The organism is Novosphingobium arvoryzae, assembly GCF_014652615.1.
In the GTDB taxonomy this organism is placed as follows: Bacteria; Pseudomonadota; Alphaproteobacteria; order Sphingomonadales; family Sphingomonadaceae; genus Novosphingobium; species Novosphingobium arvoryzae.
On the sequence record NZ_BMZD01000005.1, the window covers coordinates 19,203 to 42,321 of the forward strand.

At 65.9% G+C, this 23,119-nt stretch carries 26 protein-coding genes; 9 read left to right on the plus strand and 17 right to left on the minus strand.

The genetic code is table 11. The annotated features are described in order from the left end of the window. Positions 1-140 precede the first annotated feature (140 nt). From trhO to IE113_RS11065, 7 genes are all read right to left on the minus strand, one after another. Complete coding sequence (gene trhO / locus IE113_RS11035) at positions 141-977, minus strand: oxygen-dependent tRNA uridine(34) hydroxylase TrhO (RefSeq protein ID WP_189541441.1); 837 nt, start codon at positions 975-977, stop codon at positions 141-143. A gap of 46 nt (positions 978-1,023) precedes the next feature. Beyond that, on the minus strand, positions 1,024-2,241 hold the full coding sequence (locus IE113_RS11040) for an MFS transporter (protein ID WP_189541443.1): 1,218 nt from the start codon (positions 2,239-2,241) through the stop codon (positions 1,024-1,026). Between the two features lie 15 nt (positions 2,242-2,256). After that, positions 2,257-2,628, minus strand: coding sequence for a nuclear transport factor 2 family protein (locus tag IE113_RS11045; RefSeq protein ID WP_189541445.1), 372 nt, complete (start codon positions 2,626-2,628; stop codon positions 2,257-2,259). 2 nt (positions 2,629-2,630) lie between these two features. Continuing rightward, the gene (locus IE113_RS11050; protein ID WP_189541446.1) at positions 2,631-3,803 is read right to left on the minus strand and encodes a saccharopine dehydrogenase family protein; all 1,173 of its coding nucleotides are present in this window, start codon (positions 3,801-3,803) and stop codon (positions 2,631-2,633) included. A gap of 121 nt (positions 3,804-3,924) precedes the next feature. Further along, positions 3,925-5,097: an acyl-CoA dehydrogenase family protein gene (locus IE113_RS11055; protein WP_189541448.1), complete on the minus strand. Its 1,173-nt coding sequence runs from the start codon at positions 5,095-5,097 to the stop codon at positions 3,925-3,927. Positions 5,098-5,112: 15 nt separating this feature from the next. Further along, positions 5,113-5,667: a dCTP deaminase gene (dcd, locus tag IE113_RS11060; protein WP_189541450.1), complete on the minus strand. Its 555-nt coding sequence runs from the start codon at positions 5,665-5,667 to the stop codon at positions 5,113-5,115. Between the two features lie 56 nt (positions 5,668-5,723). After that, the gene (locus IE113_RS11065; protein ID WP_189541452.1) at positions 5,724-6,722 is read right to left on the minus strand and encodes a GDP-mannose 4,6-dehydratase; all 999 of its coding nucleotides are present in this window, start codon (positions 6,720-6,722) and stop codon (positions 5,724-5,726) included. 90 nt (positions 6,723-6,812) lie between these two features. Here IE113_RS11065 and wecB point away from each other — a divergent pair, with 90 nt between their 5' ends. The 3 genes from wecB to IE113_RS11080 are packed head-to-tail and all read left to right on the plus strand — an operon-like array spanning position 6,813 to position 9,938. After that, entirely contained in the window at positions 6,813-7,952 is a 1,140-nt protein-coding gene (gene wecB, locus IE113_RS11070; protein ID WP_189541454.1) for a non-hydrolyzing UDP-N-acetylglucosamine 2-epimerase, read from the plus strand. Continuing rightward, the gene (gene wecC / locus IE113_RS11075) at positions 7,930-9,234 is read left to right on the plus strand and encodes a UDP-N-acetyl-D-mannosamine dehydrogenase (protein ID WP_189541455.1); all 1,305 of its coding nucleotides are present in this window, start codon (positions 7,930-7,932) and stop codon (positions 9,232-9,234) included. The genes wecB and wecC overlap by 23 nt, the downstream gene beginning before the upstream one ends. A 44-nt stretch (positions 9,235-9,278) precedes the next feature. After that, positions 9,279-9,938 (plus strand): hypothetical protein, encoded by a 660-nt coding sequence (locus IE113_RS11080; RefSeq protein ID WP_189541457.1) that lies wholly within the window; start codon positions 9,279-9,281, stop codon positions 9,936-9,938. Here IE113_RS11080 and IE113_RS11085 read toward each other — a convergent pair. Further along, positions 9,923-10,324 carry a GFA family protein gene (locus IE113_RS11085; protein ID WP_189541459.1) on the minus strand — a complete coding sequence of 134 codons (402 nt, stop codon included), beginning with the start codon at positions 10,322-10,324 and terminating at the stop codon, positions 9,923-9,925. The genes IE113_RS11080 and IE113_RS11085 overlap by 16 nt on opposite strands. 133 nt (positions 10,325-10,457) lie before the next feature. On the opposite strand from IE113_RS11085, the gene IE113_RS11090 reads away from it, so the two are divergent. From IE113_RS11090 to IE113_RS11100, 3 genes are read left to right on the plus strand one after another with little or no spacing between them, the layout of a single operon-like run. Beyond that, entirely contained in the window at positions 10,458-10,769 is a 312-nt protein-coding gene (locus IE113_RS11090; RefSeq protein ID WP_189541461.1) for a RedY/HapK family protein, read from the plus strand. Between the two features lie 5 nt (positions 10,770-10,774). Further along, a complete protein-coding gene (locus IE113_RS11095) occupies positions 10,775-11,116 on the plus strand; it encodes a hypothetical protein (protein WP_189541463.1) in 342 nt (113 codons plus the stop codon). Continuing rightward, positions 11,113-11,523 carry a hypothetical protein gene (locus IE113_RS11100; protein WP_189541465.1) on the plus strand — a complete coding sequence of 137 codons (411 nt, stop codon included), beginning with the start codon at positions 11,113-11,115 and terminating at the stop codon, positions 11,521-11,523. Before IE113_RS11095 ends, IE113_RS11100 begins: the two co-directional genes overlap by 4 nt. A gap of 21 nt (positions 11,524-11,544) precedes the next feature. On the opposite strand, the gene IE113_RS11105 is transcribed toward IE113_RS11100, so the two are convergent. The 5 genes from IE113_RS11105 to IE113_RS11125 all read right to left on the minus strand — a co-directional run bounded on the left by IE113_RS11105 (position 11,545) and on the right by IE113_RS11125 (position 16,058). After that, positions 11,545-11,832, minus strand: coding sequence for a DUF1330 domain-containing protein (locus tag IE113_RS11105; protein WP_189541468.1), 288 nt, complete (start codon positions 11,830-11,832; stop codon positions 11,545-11,547). Between the two features lie 82 nt (positions 11,833-11,914). After that, positions 11,915-12,214 carry a DUF1294 domain-containing protein gene (locus IE113_RS11110; RefSeq protein ID WP_189541470.1) on the minus strand — a complete coding sequence of 100 codons (300 nt, stop codon included), beginning with the start codon at positions 12,212-12,214 and terminating at the stop codon, positions 11,915-11,917. A 116-nt stretch (positions 12,215-12,330) separates the two neighbouring features. Further along, positions 12,331-13,392 carry a ribonucleotide-diphosphate reductase subunit beta gene (locus IE113_RS11115; RefSeq protein ID WP_189541472.1) on the minus strand — a complete coding sequence of 354 codons (1,062 nt, stop codon included), beginning with the start codon at positions 13,390-13,392 and terminating at the stop codon, positions 12,331-12,333. Positions 13,393-13,500: 108 nt separating this feature from the next. Continuing rightward, positions 13,501-13,893 carry a PepSY-associated transmembrane domain-containing protein gene (locus tag IE113_RS11120; RefSeq protein ID WP_189541474.1) on the minus strand — a complete coding sequence of 131 codons (393 nt, stop codon included), beginning with the start codon at positions 13,891-13,893 and terminating at the stop codon, positions 13,501-13,503. Between the two features lie 128 nt (positions 13,894-14,021). Next, complete coding sequence (locus tag IE113_RS11125) at positions 14,022-16,058, minus strand: ribonucleoside-diphosphate reductase subunit alpha (RefSeq protein ID WP_373297863.1); 2,037 nt, start codon at positions 16,056-16,058, stop codon at positions 14,022-14,024. Between the two features lie 592 nt (positions 16,059-16,650). On the opposite strand from IE113_RS11125, the gene IE113_RS11130 reads away from it, so the two are divergent. After that, positions 16,651-16,896 (plus strand): GlsB/YeaQ/YmgE family stress response membrane protein, encoded by a 246-nt coding sequence (locus tag IE113_RS11130; protein ID WP_189541478.1) that lies wholly within the window; start codon positions 16,651-16,653, stop codon positions 16,894-16,896. A 107-nt stretch (positions 16,897-17,003) separates the two neighbouring features. Here IE113_RS11130 and IE113_RS11135 read toward each other — a convergent pair whose 3' ends face one another. The 4 genes from IE113_RS11135 to IE113_RS11150 form a co-directional block, all read right to left on the minus strand. After that, a complete protein-coding gene (locus IE113_RS11135) occupies positions 17,004-17,885 on the minus strand; it encodes an alpha/beta fold hydrolase (protein ID WP_189541479.1) in 882 nt (293 codons plus the stop codon). Between the two features lie 72 nt (positions 17,886-17,957). Then, positions 17,958-19,019 (minus strand): polyphosphate kinase 2, encoded by a 1,062-nt coding sequence (gene ppk2, locus IE113_RS11140; RefSeq protein WP_189541481.1) that lies wholly within the window; start codon positions 19,017-19,019, stop codon positions 17,958-17,960. A gap of 198 nt (positions 19,020-19,217) precedes the next feature. After that, positions 19,218-20,819, minus strand: a complete 1,602-nt coding sequence (gene nadB / locus IE113_RS11145) for an L-aspartate oxidase (protein ID WP_189541484.1) — start codon at positions 20,817-20,819, stop codon at positions 19,218-19,220. Between the two features lie 352 nt (positions 20,820-21,171). Continuing rightward, positions 21,172-22,104 carry an ABC transporter ATP-binding protein gene (locus IE113_RS11150; protein WP_189541486.1) on the minus strand — a complete coding sequence of 311 codons (933 nt, stop codon included), beginning with the start codon at positions 22,102-22,104 and terminating at the stop codon, positions 21,172-21,174. Positions 22,105-22,233: 129 nt separating this feature from the next. On the opposite strand from IE113_RS11150, the gene IE113_RS11155 reads away from it, so the two are divergent. Then, complete coding sequence (locus tag IE113_RS11155; protein ID WP_189541488.1) at positions 22,234-22,842, plus strand: DUF4402 domain-containing protein; 609 nt, start codon at positions 22,234-22,236, stop codon at positions 22,840-22,842. 39 nt (positions 22,843-22,881) lie between these two features. After that, complete coding sequence (locus IE113_RS11160; protein WP_189541489.1) at positions 22,882-23,079, plus strand: zinc-finger domain-containing protein; 198 nt, start codon at positions 22,882-22,884, stop codon at positions 23,077-23,079. Positions 23,080-23,119 lie beyond the last annotated feature (40 nt).

A 23,119-nucleotide genomic window follows, 5' to 3' on the forward strand; every position in this document is an offset into this window, starting at 1 on the left:
CTCGAATCTGTTGCAGCGAGGCGGCAACAGGGCATCACCGGCCCACTCCCCCGGCCCGACCACCCGATAGGATACAGTGTGGGTGGTCGGGCCGGGGGAGTGGGGCGGTGATGCTTCCACGATAGTGGAACAAGTCCCGATCACGCGCAGGCGGGGCAGCTTTCGCCGGGAATGTAGTCGGGCGAGGCCTGGTCTTCGGCGCTCACGGGCTGGTTGCAGGCATGGCACAGCGCATAAGTGCCGGGGGTCAGGCCGTGGCCGACCGTGACGCGCTCATCGAACACGAAGCATTCGCCCTGCCACAGGCTGTCCTCGGCAGGCACGGTTTCCAGGTATTTGAGGATGCCGCCCTGCAAATGGAATACGCTGTCCACCCCTTCCGCCTTCAGGAACGCGGTCGACTTTTCGCAGCGGATGCCGCCGGTGCAGAACATCGCGACCTTGGGCGGGGAGCCGCTGCCCAGCAAGCGCTCGCGGTTGGCGCGGAACCAGTCCGGAAACTCGCGGAAGCTGCGGGTGCCGGGATCGATGGCGCCCGTGAACGTCCCGGCGGCGACTTCGTAGGCGTTGCGGGTGTCGATCACGATGGTGTCGGGGTCCGCGATCAGCGCGTTCCAGTCATGCGGGGATACATAGGTGCCAACGCTGGCGAGGGGGTCGATCCCCTCTACCCCCAGCGTCACGATTTCCTTTTTCAGCCGCACTTTCATCCGCTGGAACGGCATGGCGGGGGCTTCGGAGTATTTGACTTCCAGCGCGGCGCAGCCCGGCAGAGCGCGGATGTGATCGAGTACGACGGCAAGCCCGGCCTCGGTTCCCGCGATGGTGCCGTTGATCCCTTCGCCCGCCAGCAGCAGCGTGCCCTTGATCCCCGCCGCCGCGCACACCGCCAGCAGCGGTTCGCGCAGCGCGGCGGGATCGGAGAAGGGCGTGAACTGGTACAGCGCGGCGACGCGGACGGGATCTGTGTCGGACATGGCCCGCGCTATTGCGCCGCCCGCGCCCCGCGCGCAAGGGGCGCCGTCAGGCCGGTTCCTCCCGCGCGGGCAGGCGCACCGGCAGGATCAGCAGGGCACCGACCAGCAGCGCCACGGCGCCGAACGCCTGCCAGATCGCATAGCTGCCGGTCGCATCGTGGAGCAGACCGACGCCGATGATTCCCGCCGCGTTGCCGATCCACCCGATCCCGACCAGCGCGCCATAGACCGTGCCATACTTCGCCACTTCGAACCGGCGACTGACGAAGTAGGCGAAGATGTCCAGTTCCGCCCCCTGCTGCAGCCCGATCATTGCCGCCGCGAACAGTGCGGCAGGGGCAAGGCCGGTGGTCAGAAGCAGGACGATGAAGCCCATCCCCGGCACCAGCGTCAGCAGGAACGCGACCCGGCGCGGCTCGAACCGGTCAAGCAGCCAGCCGCCGCCGAGCCGTCCGGCGAACTGCCCGGCGGCATAGACCGACAGCGCCAGCGCGGCGGTGGCGGCGCTGATCCCTTCTTCCTGGATCATCGGCGACATCTGGCTGACCGCCCCGGCGGTGGCCGTCGACATCGCGACGTTGGACAGGGTCATGAACCAGAAGTCCGGCACTTTCATGAAGCCATAGTCGGGCGGCGGGGACTTGGCCCCCACGCCGCTGCCGGCGCGTCCGGCATTGCGCGGCAGCAGCAGCGCGACCGAGGGGATGCCGATGCAGACCGAGATCGCCGCCAGCGCGATAAACCCGCCGCGCCAGCTATAGGCGTCCAGCACTTCCTGCAGGATCGGCGGCATGAAGATCGTGGTGACGGAGGCCCCCACCGCGACCAGCCCCAAGGCCTTGCCCCGGTGAACGCGAAAGTGCGCGCTGATCGGGCGGGTGATGGCGACGGCGGTGCTGCCGACGCTGAAGAACCCAGTCAGCGCGATGGAAATCGCCATGTGCCAGATCGTGCTGCCCAGCAGCGCGGTCGTGACCTGGATGGTCGCGACGATCAGCGTGCAGGCGAAATAGACCGGGCGAAAGCCGTAGATGTCGGTCATCCGCCCGATCACCGGCGATCCCAGCGCGGCGGTGATGATCAGCGCCTGGACGATCCCCAGCTGCCCGCGCGTGACGTTCAGTTCCGCCGCCAGCGGCAGCAGGAACAGGCTGAACGTGAAGAACAGCAGCGCCACCCCGGTGGCCGAGGCGAGGGCGCAGCCCAGCACGATGCGCCAGCCTTCGCGCCATTCGCCCGTCGCGGCGGGGAGCCATCGCGCCATGCCCCAGACTGCCCTTCAGCCCGCCAGCGCGCGGGTGTAGGTGCCCATGTCGAAGTAATCGCGCCACACCGCGATCTTGCCTTCGCGCAACTCGAACACGCCGCAGCACGGCAGGTCCACCGGTTTGCCGTTCGCCACGGTGCGGTCAACCCGCTCGGCAATCACCACATCCCCGGCGGAGAGCAGGTTCAGCACTTCCCAATCGGTACTGCTCCACCCGCCCGCGAACGCGCCGATGAACTGGCGCAGGGCCGCGTGGCCCTGCACCGGCTCGATCGGCATGTTGTGATAGATGCCGTCCTCGGTGAAGAAGCCGACGAGCTCCTCCACGTCGAGGCGCGACCATGCGGCGATGAAATCCCGCACCACGGTGGCGTTGTCCGCCATGGTCAGCCTTCCGCCGCGAACGTGATCTCGGCGTGGTCGCGCAGGCGCTGGACCAGTGCCTCGCCCAGCAGCGCGCCGGGGGTGGCAATCGCGCCCTCGGCCGTGCAGCTCAGCAGCGCGATCCCGGTTTCGGCGATCATCCGGCTGGTCGAGCCATAGCCCGGATCGTAGCGGCCCTTCACGCCATAGCGGATCGTGCGGCCATCGGGGTATTCGCCCACGAACAGCACATCGTAGTGGCCGTTGTCGCGCTCTTCCTTGGTCGGGCCTTCGCCGGGCTTGGGATCGTCGGGGTTGCCGATCATCGGCGTGGCGGCGACATGCTTGGCAATCGCCTCGCCCTGCTCGCCGGGGCCGGTCATCAGCATCTCGTCATAGACGAAGTCCGCGCCATAGGGATGGCCGAGCAGGAAGTTGGTGCGGTGGACGTTCTTGGTGTTGATCACCGCCATGATGAACGGTGCGCACCAGCTGCCCACGGCTTCGTCGAATTCCGGCGCATCGCCCTTGGGCTGGGGCGGACCTTCGAAGCCGGGGGTCAGGCCGAACGGGCTGACCATGTAGGGGACAAGGCTGGGGTCCTTGCCCAGCGCGGCCAGCGTTGCGGTCAGGCTGGCGGCGGTGCCGCCGGAGAAGCCGCCCTGCATCGCCCGCACCCGGCCCTTCACGCGCGGGACCGGGGTGCCGAACCGGGCCTTGGCTTCCTGCTGCAACATGAACACGCCGAGATCGAACGGGATCGAATCGAACCCGGACGAGAACGCGATGCGCGCGCCCGACGCCTTGGCGGCGGCGTGATACTTGTCCGCCATCTGGCGCATCCATACCGGCTCACCGCAGAGGTCGGCATAGTCGGTGCCGGCCGCGACGCAGGCGGCCAGCAGCGGTTCGCCGTAAAGCTGGTAGGGGCCGACGGTGGTGACGACCACGCGGGTCTGCTCCACCAGCGCCTTCATGCTGGCCGGGTCATCCGAATTGGCGACGATCAGCGGAGTATCGGCGGGCGCGCCGATCAGGTCGCGCACTTCGGCCAGCTTGGCCGCGCTGCGTCCGGCCATCGCCCATTTCGGGCCTTTCCCCTGATAGTGGTGGGCCAGATACTCGGCCACCAGGCGCCCGGTATAGCCGGTTGCGCCATAGACCACGATATCGAACGGACGGTCCGTCTTGTTCATTGAAAAGCTCTCCATTGTCCCGAATCTGCCGGTCCGGGTTGGCGGCAGAACGCCACAGTTCGGTGGCAATGTCGAACTGAATTGCGCTGACGCTACGGCAGCCTTTGGTCCGGGGAGGCGCTCAGAACTTGTATTGCCGGCTGGCGAGGTCGAACATGATTTCCTCGCTGCCTCCGCCAATCGCCATGACGCGCACTTCGCGGTAGATCCGCTCGATCCGGCTGCCCCGGACAAAGCTGGCCCCGCCCAGGATCTGGCAGGCTTCGCGCGCGCAGAATTCCATCGTCTGGGTTGCCTGCACTTTCAGCAGCGCGAAATCGCCGGGGAAGGCCTTGTCGTTCAGCACGCTCCACGCGCACTGGTCGATCCAGGCCTGCGTTGCGCTGATCCGGCGGACCATGTCGGCCAGCTTGTGGCGGATCACCTGGTTGCGGATCAGCGGCTGGCCGAAGGTTTCCCGTTGGCGCGCCCAGTCCAGCGCATCCTCGAAACAGATCCGGGCAAAGGCGTTGGCCTGCTGGCTCATCCCCAGCCGTTCGCCGTTGAAATTGCGCATGATACCGGCGAACCCGCCGTTTTCGGGGCCGATCAGGTTTTCGGCCGGAACTTCGACATCGTCGAAATGGATCGTCGCGGTATCGCTGGAATGCCAGCCCATCTTGGCCAGCGCGGTGCGCGATACGCCGGGGCGGTCGGTTTCCACCAGCAGCAAGGATATGCCGCCGATGCCGGGGCCGCCGGTGCGCACGGCCAGCGTGATGTAATCGGCGCGCACGCCCGAAGTAATCAGCGTTTTTGCGCCATTGACGATGTAGGCCGCGCCCTTGCGCTCCGCGCGGGTCTTCAGGTTGGCGACGTCCGATCCGCCGCCCGGTTCGGTGATGCCCAGCGCGATGATCTTATCGCCCGCCAGCACATCCGGCGCGATTCGGCGTTGCAGTTCCGCGCTGCCCATCGCCAGGATCGGCGGCAGCCCGATGCCGTGGGTCATCAGCGAGGCGCAGATGCCGCCCGCGCCGGGACGGGCCAGCTCCTCGGTCTGGACCAGGCTGTGAAACAGATCGAACGCACTGCCGGTGCCGCCGAATTCCTCCGGATAGTTCAGTCCCAGCACGCCAGCTGCGGCGGCCTTCCTGTGCAGGTCGCGCGGCAATTGCCCGGCGGCTTCCCATTCATCGACATGTGGGGTGATTTCCCGCGCGACGAAAGCGCGGACGGTGTCGCACACCGCTTCGTGGCTGTCGTCGTAATAGGGGGATCGGGCGCGCCACTGGTCGAACATCGGGGCGGTCATTGGCGCTGCTCCTGCTTACAGGCGGGGAAGGGTAACCCCGCGCTGGCCCATGTACTTGCCCGATCGGTCGCCATAGCTGACCTCGCACGGTTCGTTCCCTTGCAGGAACAGGAACTGGCAGGCCCCTTCGTTGGCGTAGATCTTCGCGGGCAGCGGGGTGGTGTTGGAAAATTCCAGCGTCACGTGGCCTTCCCATTCCGGCTCCAGCGGGGTGACGTTCACGATGATCCCGCAGCGGGCATACGTGCTCTTGCCCAGGCAGATCACCAGCACGTCGCGCGGGATGCGGAAATATTCGACCGTGCGGGCCAGCGCAAAGCTGTTGGGCGGGATGATGCAGCAGTCCGTCTTCATGTCGACGAAGCTGTTGTCGGAAAAGTTCTTGGGATCGACCACCGCCGAATGGACGTTGGTGAACACCTTGAACTCATCCGCGACGCGCGCGTCATAGCCATAGGATGACAGGCCATAACTGATGCAGCCGTCGCGCTGCTGCCGTTCCACGAACGGTTCGATCATGCCCGAATGCCGGGCTTCATTGCGGATCCAGCGGTCACTGAGAATCGTCATGGCCGTGTGATTACCGATGCAGCGCGCCCCGGCAAGCGCCCTGATCGCCTTTTCCCCTACACCCCGTGATAATCCCGGTACCAGCGCACGAACTCTGGCACGCCATCTTCGATGGCGGTCGTCGGGGCATAGCCCAGGTCCGCTTGAATCGCGCTGATATCGGCATAGGTCTTGTGGACGTCGCCGGGCTGCATCGGCAGGAATTCGATCTCGGCCTTCTGGCCGCAGGCTTCTTCCAGCAGGCCGACGACTTTCATCAGGTGTTCGCTGCGGCTGTTGCCGATGTTGTAGAGCCGGTGCGGCTTGACGCTGCCGCCGGCCTTTTCCAGCCCGTCGTCGGGCGGCGGATTATCGAGGCAGGCGACGACCCCGGCGATGATGTCGTCGATATAAGTGAAGTCGCGGTACATGTCGCCGTGGTTGAACACCGGGATCGGCTGGCCGGTCAGGATGCGGTTGGTGAAGTTCCACAGCATCATGTCGGGCCGCCCCCACGGGCCATAGACAGTGAAGAACCGCAGCCCGGTTTGCGGCAGGCGGAACAGGTGGGCGTAGGTTTCGCTCATCAGCTCGTCCGCGCGCTTGGTGGCGGCATAGAGCGAAACGGGGTGATCCACCCGGTCCTCCACCGCGAAGGGCAGCTTGGTGTTGCCGCCATAGACCGAGGACGAGCTGGCATAGACCAGGTGTTCCACTGCGCGGTGGCGCGCCAGCTCCATCAGGTTGAGGTGCCCGGCCAGGTTCGATTGCACATAGGCATGCGGGTTTTCGATCGAATAGCGCACCCCGGCCTGCGCCCCCAGATGCACGATCCGGTCAATCCGCGCGCCCTCAGTCGCGGCGTTCAGCGCCGCCATGTCGGAAAAGTCGAGGTTGTGGAACGCAAAGCGGTTGCCTCCGGCCGCGGCAAGCGCGGCCAGCCGGTCCTGCTTCAGGCTGACCTGATAGTAATCGTTGAGGTTATCGACCCCGATCACGATGTCGCCGCGCGCCAGCAAATGCCGGGCAAGGTGAAAGCCGATGAAGCCGGCAACGCCGGTAACCAAAATGTGCATTACTTTTCGCTTTACCTTGTGCTGTTTGGGCTACCGCATAGCGTGCGGGCGTTATGCATCGATTAACCAACCCGGCCTAGATCGGATTACATGACCAGACAGCACAAGATCCTTGTCGTATTCGGGACCCGGCCGGAAGCCATCAAGCTGTTTCCGGTGATCGCCGCGTTGCGGGCCGACCCACGCTTTCACCCGGTGGTCTGCGTTTCGGCGCAGCACCGCGGGATGCTGGATCAGGTGCTGGAAATTGCGGGGATCGTGCCCGATTACGATCTGGACCTGATGAAGCCCGATCAGACGCTCGACGGACTGACCTCGGCGTTGCTGAACGAGGTGGGCCGGGTGATGGACACCGAGCACCCCGACCGGGTGATGGTGCAGGGCGATACCGCCACCGCGATGGTGGGGGCGCTGGCGGCCTATTATCGCAAGATCCCGGTCGACCATGTGGAGGCCGGGCTTCGCTCTGGCGATATCTATCAGCCCTGGCCGGAGGAGGTGAATCGCAAGATCATCGGCGCCATGGCCAGCCTGCATTTCGCCCCGACCCAGACCGCGGCCGAAGCGCTGATGCGCGAGAATGTCGATCCGGGCCGCGTTCACGTCACCGGCAACACGGTGATCGACGCGCTGCACTGGGTCACCGCGCGCATCGCGGAGAATCCCGCGCTGGTCAGCGGCCTGGCCGACCTGGAAGCACGCTTTGCCAACAAGCGGATCATCGGGGTCACATCCCACCGCCGCGAGAATTTCGGCGACGGCCTGGAACACATTGCCGAGGCCGTGCGCCAGATCGCCGCGCGTGAGGATGTGGCTGTGATCTTTCCCGTCCACCCCAACCCCAACGTGCGCAAGGTCATGAACAAGGCGCTGGCCGGGCTCGACAACGTCGCGCTGATCGAGCCGCTGGACTACCCGCACTTTTCGCGCCTGCTGGCGATCTGCGACATCATGCTGACCGATAGCGGCGGCGTGCAGGAAGAAGCCCCCGCGCTGGGCAAGCCGGTGCTGGTGATGCGCGAGACGACCGAGCGCCCCGAAGGGGTGGAGGCCGGGACCGCCAAACTGGTCGGAACCGAAACCGCTCGTATCGTTACCGAAATTTTCACCTTGCTGGATGATAAGGCCGCCTACGAAGCCATGGCGCAGGCCCATAACCCGTTCGGGGATGGGCATTCCGCGCGCCGTATCGTGGAGCTGCTCGCGCATGAAATCGGATCTGAAGCCTGACGTCTGTGTTGTAGGCCTGGGCTATATCGGCCTGCCCACCGCCGCCATTGTCGCCCGCGCCGGGTGCAAGGTGCGCGGGATCGACGTGTCGCGGCACGTCGTCGACACGATCAACCGGGGCGAGATCCATATCGAGGAAGTCGACCTCGACGGGCTGGTGCAGGGTGTGGTCGCGCGCGGGCTGCTCTCCGCCTCGACCGAGATCGCGCCCGCCGATGTGTTCATCATCGCCGTGCCGACCCCGTTCGACGCCAACCATGCGCCCGACATTTCCTATGTCCTCGCCGCGGGTGAGGCCGTCGCCAGTGTGCTGAAGGCCGGGGATACGGTGATCCTTGAATCGACGTCGCCGGTCGGCACGACCGAACAGCTGCGCGACCTGATCGCCGCCCGCCGCCCGGACCTGAAATGCCCCGGTCTGACGGCGGAAACGCCCGATGTCTCGATTGCCTATTGCCCGGAGCGCGTGCTGCCGGGGAAGATCCTGGAAGAGCTGACCAACAACGATCGCTCGATCGGCGGGATCACGCCGCGCTGCGCGCGCAAGGCGCTGGCGTTCTACAAGCGCTTCGTGCGCGGCACCTGCGTCACCACCGATGCCCGCAGCGCGGAAATGACCAAGCTGGTCGAAAACGCCTATCGCGACGTCAACATTGCCTTTGCCAACGAGCTGTCGATGGTGGCGGACACGATGGGGCTGGACGTGTGGGAAGTGATCCGGCTGGCCAACCGCCATCCGCGCGTCAACATCTTGACGCCGGGGCCGGGCGTGGGCGGGCACTGCATCGCGGTAGACCCGTGGTTCATCGTCCACGGCGCGCCGGAGCAAACCCCGCTGATCCGCACCGCGCGCGGCGTTAACGATGGCAAGATCCACCACGTGATCGCGCAGGCCGAAGCCCTGATCGCGGCCCATCCGCAAGCCCGCGTCGCCTGCCTGGGGCTGGCGTTCAAGGCCAATATCGACGATTTCCGCGAAAGCCCGGCGCGGCTGGTCGCGGTCACGCTGGCGCGCAAGTTCGGGGACCGGATCGCCGTGGTCGAACCTTATGCTGCCGAACTGCCCAAAGAGTTTGACGGCACCGCCGCCAGCCTGATCGATATCGACACCGCGCTGGAAACGTCGGACATCCTGATCGTGCTTGTGGATCATGACGCGTTCAAGGCCGTTCCGCTGGCCGAACGCGCGCACAAGCTGGTCTATGACACGCGCGGTATCTGGCTGGACCAGCCGCGCGCCAGTGCAGAGGTCAGTGCGGAGCCGCTCAAGCTGGTCGGCTGACAGGGGGCATTGTCGGCGGCGCGGGGGGCTGTCATGGTTCGGCCATGACGTCCGCCCGCCTGCTCGCCGCCCTGTGTTCCACCGCCGCGCTTGCGGCCTGCGCCACCACGCCGCCAGCCGCGCCGCATGACGCGTTCTGGCAGGCGCTGTCCAGCCATTGCGGCAAGGCCTTCGCGGGACGGATGGTGAGCGACGAGGCCCCTGACGCAGAGATGCGCGGGGCGGCGATGGTGATGCACGTGCGCGAATGCTCTGCCGCCCGCATCGCGGTGCCGTTTCACGTCCAGCGCCCCGATGGCAGCTGGGATCGCAGCCGGACCTGGCTGATCACGCGCGTCGGCACGCTCGACAATCCGGGGCGCGGCCTGCGCCTGAAACACGATCACCGCCATGAAGACGGCACGAGCGATGCGCTGACGCTCTATGGCGGGGATACCGCCGTGCCGGGCACCGCCAGCGTGCAGGAATTCCCGGTCGATGCCGAAAGCGTGGCGCTGTTCCGCGCGCAGGGCCGCACGGTGTCGGTCACCAACGTCTGGCGGGTGGAAGTGACCCCCGCCGGTTCGGCGCAGCCCCGCTTTGCCTATCAGCTGCTGCGCCAGCTGCCCAATGCGCGCAATTTCCGGGTGGAATTCGACCTCACCCGGCCGATTCCCGCCCCGCCCGCGCCGTGGGGCACGACTGACGCCTATTGGCCGGGATAGCGCTCAAACCGGTGGAGCGCGGTCAGGTCGTCGATCCACGGCAGCCGCTCCGCCACCTGAATTTGCGCGCCGGGGACTTCGTCCGCCGCCGTGTCGAGCGTGGCGGACTGGATATCGATGATTCCGGGCAGCATTTCGGCGTTGGTATAGAACAGCCCGGTGCCGCACCCGGGGCAGAACTGCCGCCGCGCCCCGGTCTTGCCGACATAGGTCGTGGTCTGGCCCCTGGTCACGCGGACCTGGTCTTCGGCAATGGCCATCCACGCCACCAGCGGCGCCCCGGCTGACGCGCGGCAATCCGCGCAATGGCATACCGCGTGGTGCTGCGGTTCACCCACGGCCTCATACCGCACCGCGCCGCACTGGCATCCGCCGGATCGTGTCATGACCATCCTCCCGCTCTCGATTCGCTTTGAAACATAACATGAACATTGGGGCCTTACAAAGCGATTGCCAGCGCCGCGCTTCCCCGGCACATTCGATTGCGGGCGCGCGGCCTTCGTGAACAGGAATGCCTTGATGGGAGCGATCATCCTCAAATACCGCCTGAAGCCCGGCGTTACCCAGGCGGACTTCGAACAATGGGTCCGCACCGTGGACCAGCCCGCGATGCGGGGCCTGGCGCGGGTGCAGGCGTTCAACACCTATCGCGTCACCGGACTGCTGATGGGCGAGGGCGCGCCATCGGTCGAATACGTGGAAGTGTTCGAGATCGACGATATTGCCGGGTTCACCGGGCAGGACATGGCGGGCGAGGTGGTCCAGTCGATCATGGGTCAGTTCATGGGCTTTGCCGACGCGCCCGAATTCCTGTTGGCGGAAAGGATCTGAGTGTGATGCTGGCTCTGCGTCTGTTCCTGATCATCGGCTGGACCGTGTTGCTGGCCTATACGTCGTTCACGGTGGGGAAAGAGGGGATCAACCTGTTCCCCGCGTTCTTCGGCGCCATGGCGTCGGGCAGCTGGCAGGGCCAGTTCAACCTCGATTTCATGCTGATGCTGATGCTGTCCGCGCTGTGGACCGGCTGGCGCAACGGCTGGAGCGTTTCGGGCAGCCTGCTGGCCATCGTGGCGTTCTTCGGCGGAGCCGCGTTCCTGATGGTGTACCTGCTGGTCCTGCTCCACCGCGAACAGGGTGACATGCGGCGGGTCCTGCTGGGGGTGCGCGCATCGGCGTGAAGCGGATTGCCGTGGCGGCACTGGCCTACTGGGCCGGCGGGCTGGCGCTGGGCTTCCTGCTGGGACCGGTGCGGGTGCTGTGGGTGGCCCCCCGCCTTGGCGAGTTCGGGGCGGTTGCGGCCGAACTGCCGGTGATGCTGGCGGCGGGCTGGGGCTGGGCGCGGGTCGTGCTGGGCCGGGCCGCCGTGGTGGACGCGCGCGGCGCCTGGCTGGTCGGGGCCGGGGCTTTCATCCTGCTGCTGACAAGCGAATGCGTGCTGGCTGCCGTGCTGTTTGGCCGATTGCCGGATCAATGGGCTGCCGACCTGCTGCTGCCGGCCGGATTGCTGGGGCTGGCCGGGCAGCTGCTCTGGGCGTTGCTGCCCGGCTGGGCCTGGCGCCACGGGACGCCGGATCGCTTGGGCTGACCCGGCGGCGCCCGGCGATGCTTACACGCCCTGGGTCAGGAACACGCGGTAGTCGGCGCCCTGGAAACGGTGCGCGCGCGCTTCCTGATAGGCGGGGGAGTTATACCACGCGCGGGCGTCTTCCATGGTCGGAAACTCCACGATCACCGCGCCGGCCGCTTCCGGTCCTTCCAGCGTCTCGATCGCGCCATAGAATGCCAGCGGCTTGATCGGATGCCCGGCCCCGGCCGCCCGCGCCTTGCCGGCATATTCCGCCATCGCATCGGCGTCGTGCTCGCGTTCCTTGGTAAAGACGATGTAGGCGGCCATGCGGGATTTCCTCTCGGTTGTTGGTTTCAGGCCCAACATGGCGCGGAGGATGGGGCGAGGGCAAGGGGAAGTTGGGGCGGGGCTAACCAGCGAAATGCCACCCGGCCAGCGCTCCGGCCCCAGCCAGCTGAAACATCACGACATGAAACAGATTGTCGGAAAACGGCTGCTTGCGTGTCTTGTGCCGGAACAGCGCGCGGCCGGCATATGCGCCAGGGGTGCCGCCCAGAAACGCCAGCCACAGCAAGGTTGATTCCCTGATCCGCCACGTGCCGGATTGCGCGCGCGCCTTGTCGATCCCGAAGGCGGCAAAGGCGGCGAAATTCATGGCGGCCAACGCAGCGGCCAGATCCGCGGGCGTAACGGCGATGGGAAGCATCATGGGCCGCAAACTGGCAGGCGGCCGGTTGCCAAACCGTAAGCCGGTGCTGCTGTAAAATGGGAAAATTCAAAGCCGGAAAGGCGTCCGCGCACCAAGCTGCGCGGACGCCTTTCCGGTTACTCCGCCGCAACCCCGGCCGCGCCGAACATGTCCGGTTCGCTGGCTTCGTCGCCCGCTTCGTTGGCGGGTTCGCTGGTGCGGGCCTTGCGGCGCTGGTCGAAGTTGGCCCAGACGTCCTGCCAGTTGCCCTTGGTCGCGCCCTTGGAATATTCGGTCGCGCGGGTTTCGAAGAAGTTGGCGTGTTCAACGCCGTTGAGCAGCGGGGCCAGCCAGGGCAGCGGGTGGTCCTCGATCATGTAGATCGCGGGCAGGCCCAGCTGGCTCAGGCGCCAGTCGGCGATGTAGCGGATATAGCGCTTGATTTCCTTGGCGCTCATCCCCGGCACCGGGCCCTGTTCGAACGCCAGGTCGATAAAGGCGTCTTCCAGGCGGACCGTCTTCTGGCAGCAGTCGATGATGTCTTCCTTGACCGCCTTGGTCAGGCAGTCACGCTCGGCCACGAACGTGTGGAACAGCTTGGTGATGCCTTCGCAGTGCAGCGATTCATCGCGGACCGACCAGGTGACGATCTGGCCCATGCCCTTCATCTTGTTGAAGCGCGGGAAGTTCATCAGCATGGCAAAGCTGGCGAACAGCTGCAGCCCTTCGGTGAAGCCGCCGAACATCGCCAGCGTGCGGGCGATATCCTCGTCATTGTCGACGCCGAACTGCTGCAGGTAATCGTGCTTGGCCTTCATTTCCTCGTATTCGAGGAACATCCCGTATTCGGTTTCGGGCATGCCGATGGTGTCAAGCAGGTGGCTGTAAGCCGCGATGTGGATCGTTTCCATGTTGGAGAACGCGGCCAGCATCATCTTCACTTCGGTCGGCTTGAACACGCGGCCGTACTTTTCGTGGTAGCAATCCTGCACTTCCACGTCGGCCTGCGTGAAGAAGCGGAAGATCTGGGTGAGCAGGTTGCGCTCATGCTCCGAAATCTTCTGCGCCCAGTCGCGGCAGTCCTCGCCCAGCGGCACTTCTTCCGGCATCCAGTGGACCTGCTGCTGGCGCTTCCAGAAGTCATAGGCCCACGGATATTCGAAGGGCTTGTAGGTCTTGCGGGCTTCGAGAAGGGACATGCGCTTGGCTCCTGCGGCGAACTGTTCAGCGCTGCGCGGCGCCCGCGCGCAACGCGCGCGGGGCCGGCAGGCGGTTGGGGTTGAACCGGATGGACGGGCTAGCGAAACTCACCGCCAGAACCACCCGGGCTTAAGGTTGCGTTCCTTGCGGTTGCGCCACATCGAAATGTAGAGCCACAGCCCGGAAAAGCTGAAGAAGATCATCGAAAAGCCCGCCAGCGTGGCGATCACCACGCCCACCGGGCCGAAACTTTCCCCCGAATGGAGGTGATGCAGCGTGCCGATCCATGCGCGCGGATCGCCTTCCTTGGGCTTGGGCCGGCACATATAGTCCGGCGGGCAGACGAAGGCCGGCTTGCCATCCGCCTGCGCGGCAGGGGCGGCCTTGGGCAGGGTGGCGTCCAGGTACATCGGAACGACCTGGCTGAGCGCGCCGGTGATCGCGATCCAGAGCAGGACCACGCCAAACGCCACGGACAGCCAGCGGTGCCATTTACGCATTACTTTGAACTCCTCGATTGTTGCGATTGATTCGCAACAAGCAGGATGGACGTGCTGGCGCAAGCTCCATTTGGTCGCCAATTGTAACGCGCATTACAAACATTGCGGACGCTCCGGCCCGCCCGCCTTTACTGGCAGGCCAGGCATTCCTCGTAATCGGTCTGCTGGGCGGCCAGTTCCATGACCGGGGCATTGGCGGTGTTGTCCGCTTCGACCCCGCCGGCGAACCCGGCGCGCTGGACCGACTTCGAGCGCAGGTAATAGAGGCTCTTGATGCCCTTTTCCCAGGCCTGGAAGTGCAGCATCATCAGGTCCCACTTGTCCACGTCGGCCGGGATGTAGAGGTTCAGCGACTGGGCCTGGTCGATATAGGGCGTGCGGTCCGCCGCGAATTCGAGCAGCCAGCGCTGGTCGATTTCGAAGCTGGTCTTGAACACCGCCTTTTCTTCCGGGCTGAGGAAGTCGAGGTGCTGGACCGAACCGCCGCGTTCCAGAATCGAGTTCCAGACGTTGGTCGAATCCTTGCTCTTCTTCTGGAGCAGCTTTTCCAGGTAGGGGTTCTTGACCACGAAGCTGCCCGACAGGGTCTTGTGGGTATAGATGTTGGCCGGGATCGGCTCGATGCAGGCGCTGGTGCCGCCGCAGATGATCGAAATCGACGCGGTCGGCGCGATCGCCATCTTGCAGGAAAAGCGCTGCATCACGCCCATGTCGGCCGCGTCCGGGCAGGCGCCGCGTTCTTCGGCCAGCAGCATCGATGCCTCGTCGGCGCGGGCGGCGATGTGCTTGAACATCTTCAGGTTCAGCGCCTTGGCCATCGCGGTTTCGAACCCGATGCCCTTGGACTGCAGGAACGAGTGGAAGCCCATCACGCCCATGCCGACGCTGCGTTCGCGCGCGGCGGAATACTTGGCGCGGGCCATCTCGTCCGGCGCGCGGTCGATATAGTCTTGCAGGACGTTGTCGAGGAAGCGCAGCACGTCTTCGATGAAGCGCTTGTCGCCGTTCCACTCGTCCCAGGTTTCCAGGTTGAGCGAGGACAGGCAGCACACCGCCGTGCGGTCGTTGCCCAGGTGGTCGCGGCCCGTCGGCAGGGTGATTTCCGAGCAGAGGTTCGAGGTCGACACCTTCAGGCCCAGATCGCGGTGATGCTTGGGCATCATGCGGTTCACCGTGTCGGAGAACACGATATAGGGCTCACCCGTGGCGAGGCGGTTTTCGACCAGCTTCTGGAACAGCGCGCGGGCGTCCACCGTGCCGCGCACGCTGCCGTCCTTGGGGCTGCGCAAGTGGAACTCGCGCCCGTCGCGCACGGCTTCCATGAATTCGTCGGTCAGCAGCACGCCGTGGTGCAGGTTCAGCGCCTTGCGGTTGAAGTCGCCCGACGGCTTGCGGATTTCCAGGAACTCCTCGATCTCCGGGTGGCTGACGTCCAGATAGCACGCCGCCGAACCGCGTCGCAGCGAGCCTTGCGAAATCGCCAGCGTCAGGCTGTCCATCACGCGCACGAACGGGATGATGCCGCTGGTCTTGCCGTTCAGGCCGACCGGCTCGCCGATCCCGCGCACGTTGCCCCAGTAGGTGCCGATGCCGCCGCCGCGGCTGGCCAGCCACACGTTCTCGTTCCAGGTGGCAACGATGCCTTCCAGGCTGTCATCGACCGAGTTGAGGTAGCAGCTGATCGGCAGCCCGCGGCCCGTGCCGCCGTTCGACAGCACCGGGGTGGCCGGCATGAACCACAGCTTCGAGATGTAATCGTAGATCCGCTGGGCGTGGTCCTGATCGTCGGCATAGGCATCGGCCACGCGCGCGAACAGATCCTGGTACTTCTCGCCGGGCAGCAGATAGCGGTCGTCCAGCGTTTCCTTGCCGAAATCGGTCAGCAGCGCGTCGCGCGCCGGATCGGTCACGATGGTGAAGCGGCGGGCGTTGATCGCCTTGGAATCTTCCTTGGGGCGGGCGGCGGCCTTGGCCACCGCGCTCATCGCCCCGGCGAGCGCGTCGGCGCCCATCTTTTCCACCAGATCGGCCGAACCCGCGTCGGTCTTGTCAGTCATGCCTACCGCCGGGCCAGCGCCCGCCTCCTTCATCTGTGCGGGGGCTGCCCCGCCGGTCGCCGCGTCGTCCGTCGTCGTATCCGCCATTGCTGCTTCGACTTCGGCCATCGTCGGCTCTGCTCCGTTCCTGAAATCCACCTGGCGCCCCCGTTTTCTTCCATGCTTCCTGCGGACCCGATGTTCCGCATACGTTCGAATCGGCGGGCGAGGATGCATCCTACCAGACGGCAAGACGGGAACGAGGGAAACTTATCCCCATTCCATCCCCAACCCGACCCCGACCAGGGGTTGCCACGACCCGGAATCGCGCTTCGCCGCGCGTCTGGCGCGGATTGCGTTGAATCTAGGTCTAGAGGTCCCCCCGTGTGCCGGACCACTATCCATAGTGCCCGAACCGGAGTCGCGCGCAAGTGGGTAAATGTCCGGATAACCACGTTTGGGCGGGCGGGATGAGCGGCGCTCGGCTTGTGCGGCGCCGCGACGCGCGGAGTTTCCGGCCTTCGCGCGGCGCGCAAGAGTCAAAGTGAATCTGTGAAAAAATTTTTGGTCGGGGACAGTCGCTCCGGGGCGTTGACAACGATGGAATCGGACCGGGCAATCTTGTTGCGCAAAGCGGGGTGGATCGCGCAACCGGCGGCCCACTTGCCTGCGGCGCGGATCGCCCCCACACTGGAGCGCCTGACAACCGGAGGTGGCTGCCATGTTCAATCTAATCGGCGCGTTGTTCAGCGGCCTGATCATCGGCGCGCTGGCGCGATTCTTCTATCCCGGCGCGGTCGAGATGGGCTGGGGAATGACCATGCTGCTGGGCATCGGCGGATCCCTGCTGGCGGGCTTTGCCACCACGCGCGGCAGCGACGGGTTCAACCGGGCGGGCTGCCTGGCCTCAATCGTCGGGGCGATCGTGCTGATCTTCATCGGTCGAACGCTCGGCTGGCATTTCTAGAGTCTGTTTCAGTTACACTGAAACAGGTGCGGTACCCGCCCACTCCCCCGTCACCTACGGCGGCGGGGGAGAGCGCCGATACCGCTGCCACCCAAGTGGAACAGACCCTAGCGCGCGTGCGCGGCAATGGCGTCGGCGATCTCGTCCACCAGTTCCAGCGGCAGGTCGTGGCCCATGCCGGGAATTTCGTGCAGCCTGGCGCCGGGAATGGCCCTGGCGGTGTCGCGCCCGCCCTCGACCGGGACCAGCGGATCGTCGGTGCCGTGGATCACCAGCGTTGGCGCGGTGACGCGCCGCAGGCGCTTGCGGCGGTCGCCATCATCCATGATCGCGGCGATCTGGCGCGCCGGGCCTTCGGGATAGAAGCTGCGGGCATAATCGCGCGCGATTCGTTCGCGCAGATACTCTTCCGGGGCGGGATAGGCCGGGCTGCCGATCGCGCGGGCCACGCGGATACCGATCGGGATTACCTGATCCAGCGTGGCATTGGCCGGCGCGCGGTCCAGCAAGGCGTTCATCGCCTCTGGCCGGGGGCGCGGCAGGCGCGGGTTGCCGGTGGTTGAAAAGATCGAGGTCAACGTGCGCACCCGCGGCGCATGATCGATCGCCAGCAGCTGCGCGATCATCCCGCCCATCGATCCGCCGACGATATGCGCGCTGTCGATCCCCAGTGCGTCGAGCAGCCCGGCAGCATCGTCGGCCATGTCGGTCAGCCGGTAGGGCAACTTTGCCCGCAGCCCGAACAGCCGCATCAGCGCGACCCGGCGGAAATTGGGGACGCCGGCATGGCCGAACTTTTCCGACAGGCCGATATCGCGGTTGTCATGCCGGATCACGTAATAGCCGCGCGCCACCAGCGCCTCGACCAGCTCGATCGGCCACAGCGTCAACTGCGCGCCCAGCCCCATGATCAGCAACAGCGGCGGATTGGCCGGATCGCCGTGCGTTTCGTATTCGATCCGGATTCCGTTGGCGATGGCGTGTGGCATGGTGGCTCCCTGACGGTCTGTTTCAGGGCAGGTTAGCGCGCTGGCGGGCCAGCGCAACCAAGCCTAAGGTGCCTAATCGTCCATCCGGCCCCGGCCGTATTCGCCGCGTTCGTGGATGATGTTGGCGCGGCCCACCACCAGATCGTCGACCATCCCGATCCGGCTCACGTCCTTGTCCTTGTAGGGCAGCGAATGGAGGACATAGCGCATCGCGTTGAGCCGGGCGCGCTTCTTGTCGTCGCTCTTGATCACGGTCCACGGGCTGTCGGCGGTGTCGGTGGCGAAGAACATCGCTTCCTTGGCGCGGGTATAGTCATCCCACTTGTCGAGGCTGGCCATGTCGATCGGCGACAGCTTCCACTGCTTGAGCGGGTGGACCTTGCGTTCCTTGAAGCGGCGGCGCTGCTCCTCGCGGCTGACCGAGAACCAGAACTTGATCAGGTGAATGCCGCTGCGCACCAGGTTGCGTTCGAACTCCGGCGCCTGGCGCAGGAATTCGCGGTATTCGTCATCCGTGCAGAACCCCATCACGCGTTCCACCCCGGCGCGATTGTACCAGCTGCGGTCGAACATCACGATTTCGCCGCGCGTCGGCAGGTGTTCGACATAGCGCTGGAAGTACCACTGGCCGCGTTCGACATCGCTGGGCTTTTCCAGCGCGACCACGCGCGCGCCGCGCGGGTTCAGATGCTCCATGAAGCGCTTGATCGTGCCGCCCTTGCCCGCGGCATCCCGCCCTTCGAACAGGATCACCACGCGTTGCTGCGATTCCTTCACCCATTGCTGCAGTTTCAGCAGCTCGGTCTGGAGGATGAACTTCTCGCGCTCGTAATCCTTGCGCAGCATCTTGTACTTGTAGGGATAGCCGCCCTGGCGCCAGTCGTCCGCCAGTTCGTCGCTGGTCTTGCGCGGAGTGCCGGGCGGCTTGGGCAGGCCCAGGTGGGCCCGCATCCGCGCGGCATCGTCGGGCGCGGCACCGGCGATGATTGCATCCACCCCGTCATCCGTGCCGCTCGCCACGATGGCATCCAGCGCGGCGGTTTCGGCCTCCTGCGCGGCGATGACGCGCTCACCGGCCAGCCCGGCGGCGACCGGATCGGCAGGGGCGGTGGGGGGCGTGGACTTGCTCGTCATGCAGAAACTCCGTCAGGGCGCATCCGGCCGGATCGTCCGGCTCAGGCGCCATCATCGCAGACAAAGGTTCCCGCTTGGTTAGCCAAACCCCCGGAAAACCGGATGGTCCCGACTCAGGAACCGCTGGACAGAGCATCCTGCTGGCGGTGTTTCAGGTCAAACGGATAGCTGGCACCAGCTGTTGCGCGAAACGCAAGGCTACGGGACGAGGACGGTATCCGTCGGCTCAGCCAGCAGTTCCGGATAGTCGAGCGTGTAGTGCAGCCCCCGGCTTTCCTTGCGCGACAGGGCGGAGCGGACGATCAGGTCGGCGCATTGCAGCAGGTTGCGCAGCTCGATCAGGTCGGTCGAGACGCGGAAGTGGCCATAATAATCGTCCACTTCCTCCATCAGCAGCTTGATCCGGTGCTGCGCGCGTTCCAGCCGCTTGGTGGTGCGCACGATGCCGACGTAGTTCCACATGAACCGGCGGATCTCGGTCCAGTTCTGCTTGATGATCACTTCCTCATCCGAATCGGTGACCCGGCTTTCGTCCCAGCCGCGCACGGGCGGGGGCGCATCGAAGCTGTCCCAGCGGTTCAGGATGTCGGCGGCGGCCGCCTCGCCGAACACGAAGCATTCCAGCAGCGAGTTGGAGGCCAGGCGGTTGGCTCCGTGCAGTCCGCTTTCGGTGCATTCGCCCGCGGCATAGAGCCCGGGCAGATCGGTCCGCCCGTTGAGGTCGATCACGATCCCGCCACAGGTATAGTGCTGGGCGGGGACCACGGGGATCGGCTGGCGGGTCATGTCGATGCCCAGCCCCAGCAGCTTTTCGTGGATCGTCGGGAAATGCTCGCGCACGAATTCGGGCGGCATGTGGCTGATATCGAGGTGGACGAAATCCAGCCCGTCGCGCTTGATTTCCGCATCGTTGGCGCGCGCCACGATGTCACGCGGGGCGAGTTCGGCGCGATCGTCGTAATCGGGCATGTAGCGGTGGCCGGTGCGCGGGTTGAGCAGCCGTCCGCCTTCGCCGCGCACCGCCTCGGTAATCAGGAAGTTCTTGACATCGAGGTTGTAGAGGCAGGTCGGGTGGAACTGCATCATTTCCATGTTGCCGACCCGCGCGCCCGCGCGCCAGGCCATCGCGATGCCATCCCCGGTCGCGCCGCGCGGGGCGGTGCTGAACTGATAGACGCGGCCCGCGCCGCCGGTAGCCAGGATGGTGGCGCGGGCGGTGTGCGCCTCGACCCGGCCGGTTGCCTCGTCCAGGGCATAGACGCCCCAGACCCGGCCCGATCCGGAATAGCGCTCCTCGTGCCGCCCGGTAATCAGGTCGATACAGGCGCGGCCCGGCAGCAGGGTGATGTTGGGATGATCTTCCGCCGCCTTGACCAGCGCGGATTGCACGGCCCAGCCGGTTGCGTCGTTGACGTGGACGATGCGCCGATGGGAATGCCCGCCCTCCCGCGTGAGATGCAGGGATTCGCCCTCCATGTTGAACGGCACGCCCAGCTGGACCAGCCGGTCGATCGCGTGGGGTGCGCGGCTGATCACGAATTCCACCGTTTCCTGCCGGTTCAGCCCTGCGCCCGCGACCATCGTGTCGCGGATGTGGTTTTCGAACGTGTCGCCCGCGTCCAGCACGGCGGCGATCCCGCCTTGCGCCCATGCCGTGGAGCCGCCAGTCAGGGCGCCCTTCGCCAGCACCAGCACCCGCAGCCGGTCGGCCAGCGCCAGCGCTGCCGTCAGCCCGGCCGCGCCGGACCCGACAATGATCACGTCATGCGCCGCCGCGGCGCCCTGGGGTGCGGTTGTCATGGAACCGTCTTTGCCCGCGCGCGGCCGCTGTCGCAAGGGACCTGCCCCAAAGGACGGCACCGGGCCGGGGAATGGCACTGGATCAGTCCATCCGACGAATCGTCACACAGCCAGCGTAAGGATGCACGCGCAGCAGCAAGCAGCGGTCCGTCGGGCCGTTTGCAGCAGAAGGACACGGGGATGCGCCGCAAGTTGCCGAACTGCGCTATTCATGGCCACGCGCCGGAACGCGAACAGGTGCAGTGGGATGGCTGGGGCCATTTCAGCACCTGCCGCCATTGCGGGGAGATGCTGGAACGGCACAGCCACGGAAAGTGGCAGCCGGTGCGACCGGCGCCGGCTGCGGCCGGACTTACGCGCTCGTCAAGCTGACGAACACGTCCTCAAGGTCGGCCTCGCGCGTGGTGACGTCGACGATGGTCAGGCCCTGGGCCTGGATCTGCGCCAGCACTTCGCCCGCGTTGGTGCGGTCCTTGTCATAGGTTACCTCGATCGTGCGATCGCCGGTCTTTTCGCACTTCACGAAGGCGGGATGGCCGGGCAGCGTATCGACATCGCGGTCCAGCGTCAGCACCACGATCTTTTCGCGCGCCATTTCCACCAGATCGCGGGTCGGCTTGTTGGCGATCAGCTGGCCGTGGTTGATGATCGCGATCCGGTCGCACAGCTGCTCGGCCTCTTCCAGGTAGTGCGTGGTCAGCACCACGGTCACCCCCGCGGCGTTGAGTTCGCTGACCAGTTCCCACAGCTGGCGACGCAGTTCCACGTCGACCCCGGCGGTCGGTTCGTCCAGCACCAGCACCGGCGGCGAATGGACCATCGCCTTGGCGATCAGCAGGCGGCGCTTCATGCCGCCGGACAGGGTGCGGGCATAGGCGTTGGCCTTGTCCGACAGGTGCACTTCGGCCAGCAGTTCCAGGCTGCGCCGCGCGGCCTTGGGCACGCCATAGAGGCCGGCCTGGTTTTCCAGCACCTCGAACGGGGTGAAGAACGGGTCGAACACGATTTCCTGCGGCACGATCCCGATCGACCGCTTGGCGTTGCGGCTGTCGGCGTCGATATCGAAACCCCAGATTTCCGCGCTGCCGCTGGTCTTCATCACCAGCCCGGCCAGGATGTTGATCAGGGTCGACTTGCCCGCGCCGTTGGGGCCGAGCAGGCCGAAGATCTGCCCCTGCGGCACATCGAAGCTGACCCCGCGCAGGGCCAGCTTGCCTTCCCCGGTTCCGGCGGGGGCATAGCGCTTGACGACATCGCGGATGCGGATTGCGGCGGGAGTGTCCATGGCCCGCTCTTGCGGCAGGAATCGCGCGGCGTAAAGACCCCGCATCGGGGTGTTGAACGGTGGCAGTTACCGGCCCGTTAACCATGCTGCTGCAACATACCTTCACGGCTGGACAGTAGGCAGGCTGTGATGACCTGGGGGTTTCTTGAACGCGGCGCCGTGCCGCGGCACGCCGGACGCGCGATGGGCGCGGCGCTGGCGCTGACCCTGTGCGTCCCGGCCCAGGCTCAGGAAGTGGCCAGCGCGACCGCCACCACGCAGGCGGTGGTCGTCGCCCCGGCCACGCTCGTCAAGGTCCAGGACATGAGCTTTGGCCGGATCGTCGCACGGCCGCAGGCCGGCACGGTGACGGTCAATGGGACGACTGGCGCCTGCACTGTCACCGGACCTATTCTGGAAGTCGGCACCTGCCGCCAGGCGATCTTTGCCGGCATGGGCACCAAGAACATGCGGGCGCGCATCAGCCTGGACAGCGTGGTCAGCCTGACCGGCCCCGGGCAAGCCATGGTGCTGGACCAGGTGTTCCTGTCCAACGATGCAACCATCAGCTTTTCCGGCAATCCCAATGCCAACGGGCAGGGCGTGGGCCTGACCCAGGGCAACGGCAACCAGCGCTATACGATTGCGTCGAACAGCGGGATCTTCACGCTGAAGATCGGCGGACGGCTGAACGTCAACGCCAACCAGCTGCCGGGGATCTACACCGGCTCGATTACGGTCACAGTGCAGTACCAGTAGGCTGGAAAAGCCCGGCGCGCCCTGCTAGAGCGCTGGACCATGAGCACGCAGCCTGAAACCGTCTTCACCGCCACCACCCGCGTTTCGTGCGACGGCGCCAGCGACATTCGCGGCGGCGCGGCGCTCGGCCATCCGCGCGTTTACCTTGAGATCGACGAGCGCGGCTATGTCGACTGCGGGTATTGCGACCGCCGCTTCGTGCTGAAGGGTGGCCCGGCGGATCAGGCCGCCGCCTAATTTGCTGGTGCGCCAATCGTATCCGCGATTGGCTTGCGGC

Bases quoted from the DNA above. Each gene is read 5' to 3' on its own strand.
- trhO (WP_189541441.1), bottom strand. From the start codon at position 977: ATGTCCGACACAGATCCCGTCCGCGTCGCCGCGCTGTACCAGTTCACG.
- IE113_RS11040 (WP_189541443.1), bottom strand. From the start codon at position 2,241: ATGGCGCGATGGCTCCCCGCCGCGACGGGCGAATGGCGCGAAGGCTGG.
- IE113_RS11045 (WP_189541445.1), bottom strand. From the start codon at position 2,628: ATGGCGGACAACGCCACCGTGGTGCGGGATTTCATCGCCGCATGGTCG.
- IE113_RS11050 (WP_189541446.1), bottom strand. From the start codon at position 3,803: ATGAACAAGACGGACCGTCCGTTCGATATCGTGGTCTATGGCGCAACC.
- IE113_RS11055 (WP_189541448.1), bottom strand. From the start codon at position 5,097: ATGACCGCCCCGATGTTCGACCAGTGGCGCGCCCGATCCCCCTATTAC.
- dcd (WP_189541450.1), bottom strand. From the start codon at position 5,667: ATGACGATTCTCAGTGACCGCTGGATCCGCAATGAAGCCCGGCATTCG.
- IE113_RS11065 (WP_189541452.1), bottom strand. From the start codon at position 6,722: ATGCACATTTTGGTTACCGGCGTTGCCGGCTTCATCGGCTTTCACCTT.
- wecB (WP_189541454.1), top strand. From the start codon at position 6,813: ATGACCAGACAGCACAAGATCCTTGTCGTATTCGGGACCCGGCCGGAA.
- wecC (WP_189541455.1), top strand. From the start codon at position 7,930: ATGAAATCGGATCTGAAGCCTGACGTCTGTGTTGTAGGCCTGGGCTAT.
- IE113_RS11080 (WP_189541457.1), top strand. From the start codon at position 9,279: ATGACGTCCGCCCGCCTGCTCGCCGCCCTGTGTTCCACCGCCGCGCTT.
- IE113_RS11085 (WP_189541459.1), bottom strand. From the start codon at position 10,324: ATGACACGATCCGGCGGATGCCAGTGCGGCGCGGTGCGGTATGAGGCC.
- IE113_RS11090 (WP_189541461.1), top strand. From the start codon at position 10,458: ATGGGAGCGATCATCCTCAAATACCGCCTGAAGCCCGGCGTTACCCAG.
- IE113_RS11095 (WP_189541463.1), top strand. From the start codon at position 10,775: ATGCTGGCTCTGCGTCTGTTCCTGATCATCGGCTGGACCGTGTTGCTG.
- IE113_RS11105 (WP_189541468.1), bottom strand. From the start codon at position 11,832: ATGGCCGCCTACATCGTCTTTACCAAGGAACGCGAGCACGACGCCGAT.
- IE113_RS11110 (WP_189541470.1), bottom strand. From the start codon at position 12,214: ATGATGCTTCCCATCGCCGTTACGCCCGCGGATCTGGCCGCTGCGTTG.
- IE113_RS11115 (WP_189541472.1), bottom strand. From the start codon at position 13,392: ATGTCCCTTCTCGAAGCCCGCAAGACCTACAAGCCCTTCGAATATCCG.
- IE113_RS11120 (WP_189541474.1), bottom strand. From the start codon at position 13,893: ATGCGTAAATGGCACCGCTGGCTGTCCGTGGCGTTTGGCGTGGTCCTG.
- IE113_RS11125 (WP_373297863.1), bottom strand. From the start codon at position 16,058: ATGGCCGAAGTCGAAGCAGCAATGGCGGATACGACGACGGACGACGCG.
- IE113_RS11130 (WP_189541478.1), top strand. From the start codon at position 16,651: ATGTTCAATCTAATCGGCGCGTTGTTCAGCGGCCTGATCATCGGCGCG.
- IE113_RS11135 (WP_189541479.1), bottom strand. From the start codon at position 17,885: ATGCCACACGCCATCGCCAACGGAATCCGGATCGAATACGAAACGCAC.
- ppk2 (WP_189541481.1), bottom strand. From the start codon at position 19,019: ATGACGAGCAAGTCCACGCCCCCCACCGCCCCTGCCGATCCGGTCGCC.
- nadB (WP_189541484.1), bottom strand. From the start codon at position 20,819: ATGACAACCGCACCCCAGGGCGCCGCGGCGGCGCATGACGTGATCATT.
- IE113_RS11150 (WP_189541486.1), bottom strand. From the start codon at position 22,104: ATGGACACTCCCGCCGCAATCCGCATCCGCGATGTCGTCAAGCGCTAT.
- IE113_RS11155 (WP_189541488.1), top strand. From the start codon at position 22,234: ATGACCTGGGGGTTTCTTGAACGCGGCGCCGTGCCGCGGCACGCCGGA.
- IE113_RS11160 (WP_189541489.1), top strand. From the start codon at position 22,882: ATGAGCACGCAGCCTGAAACCGTCTTCACCGCCACCACCCGCGTTTCG.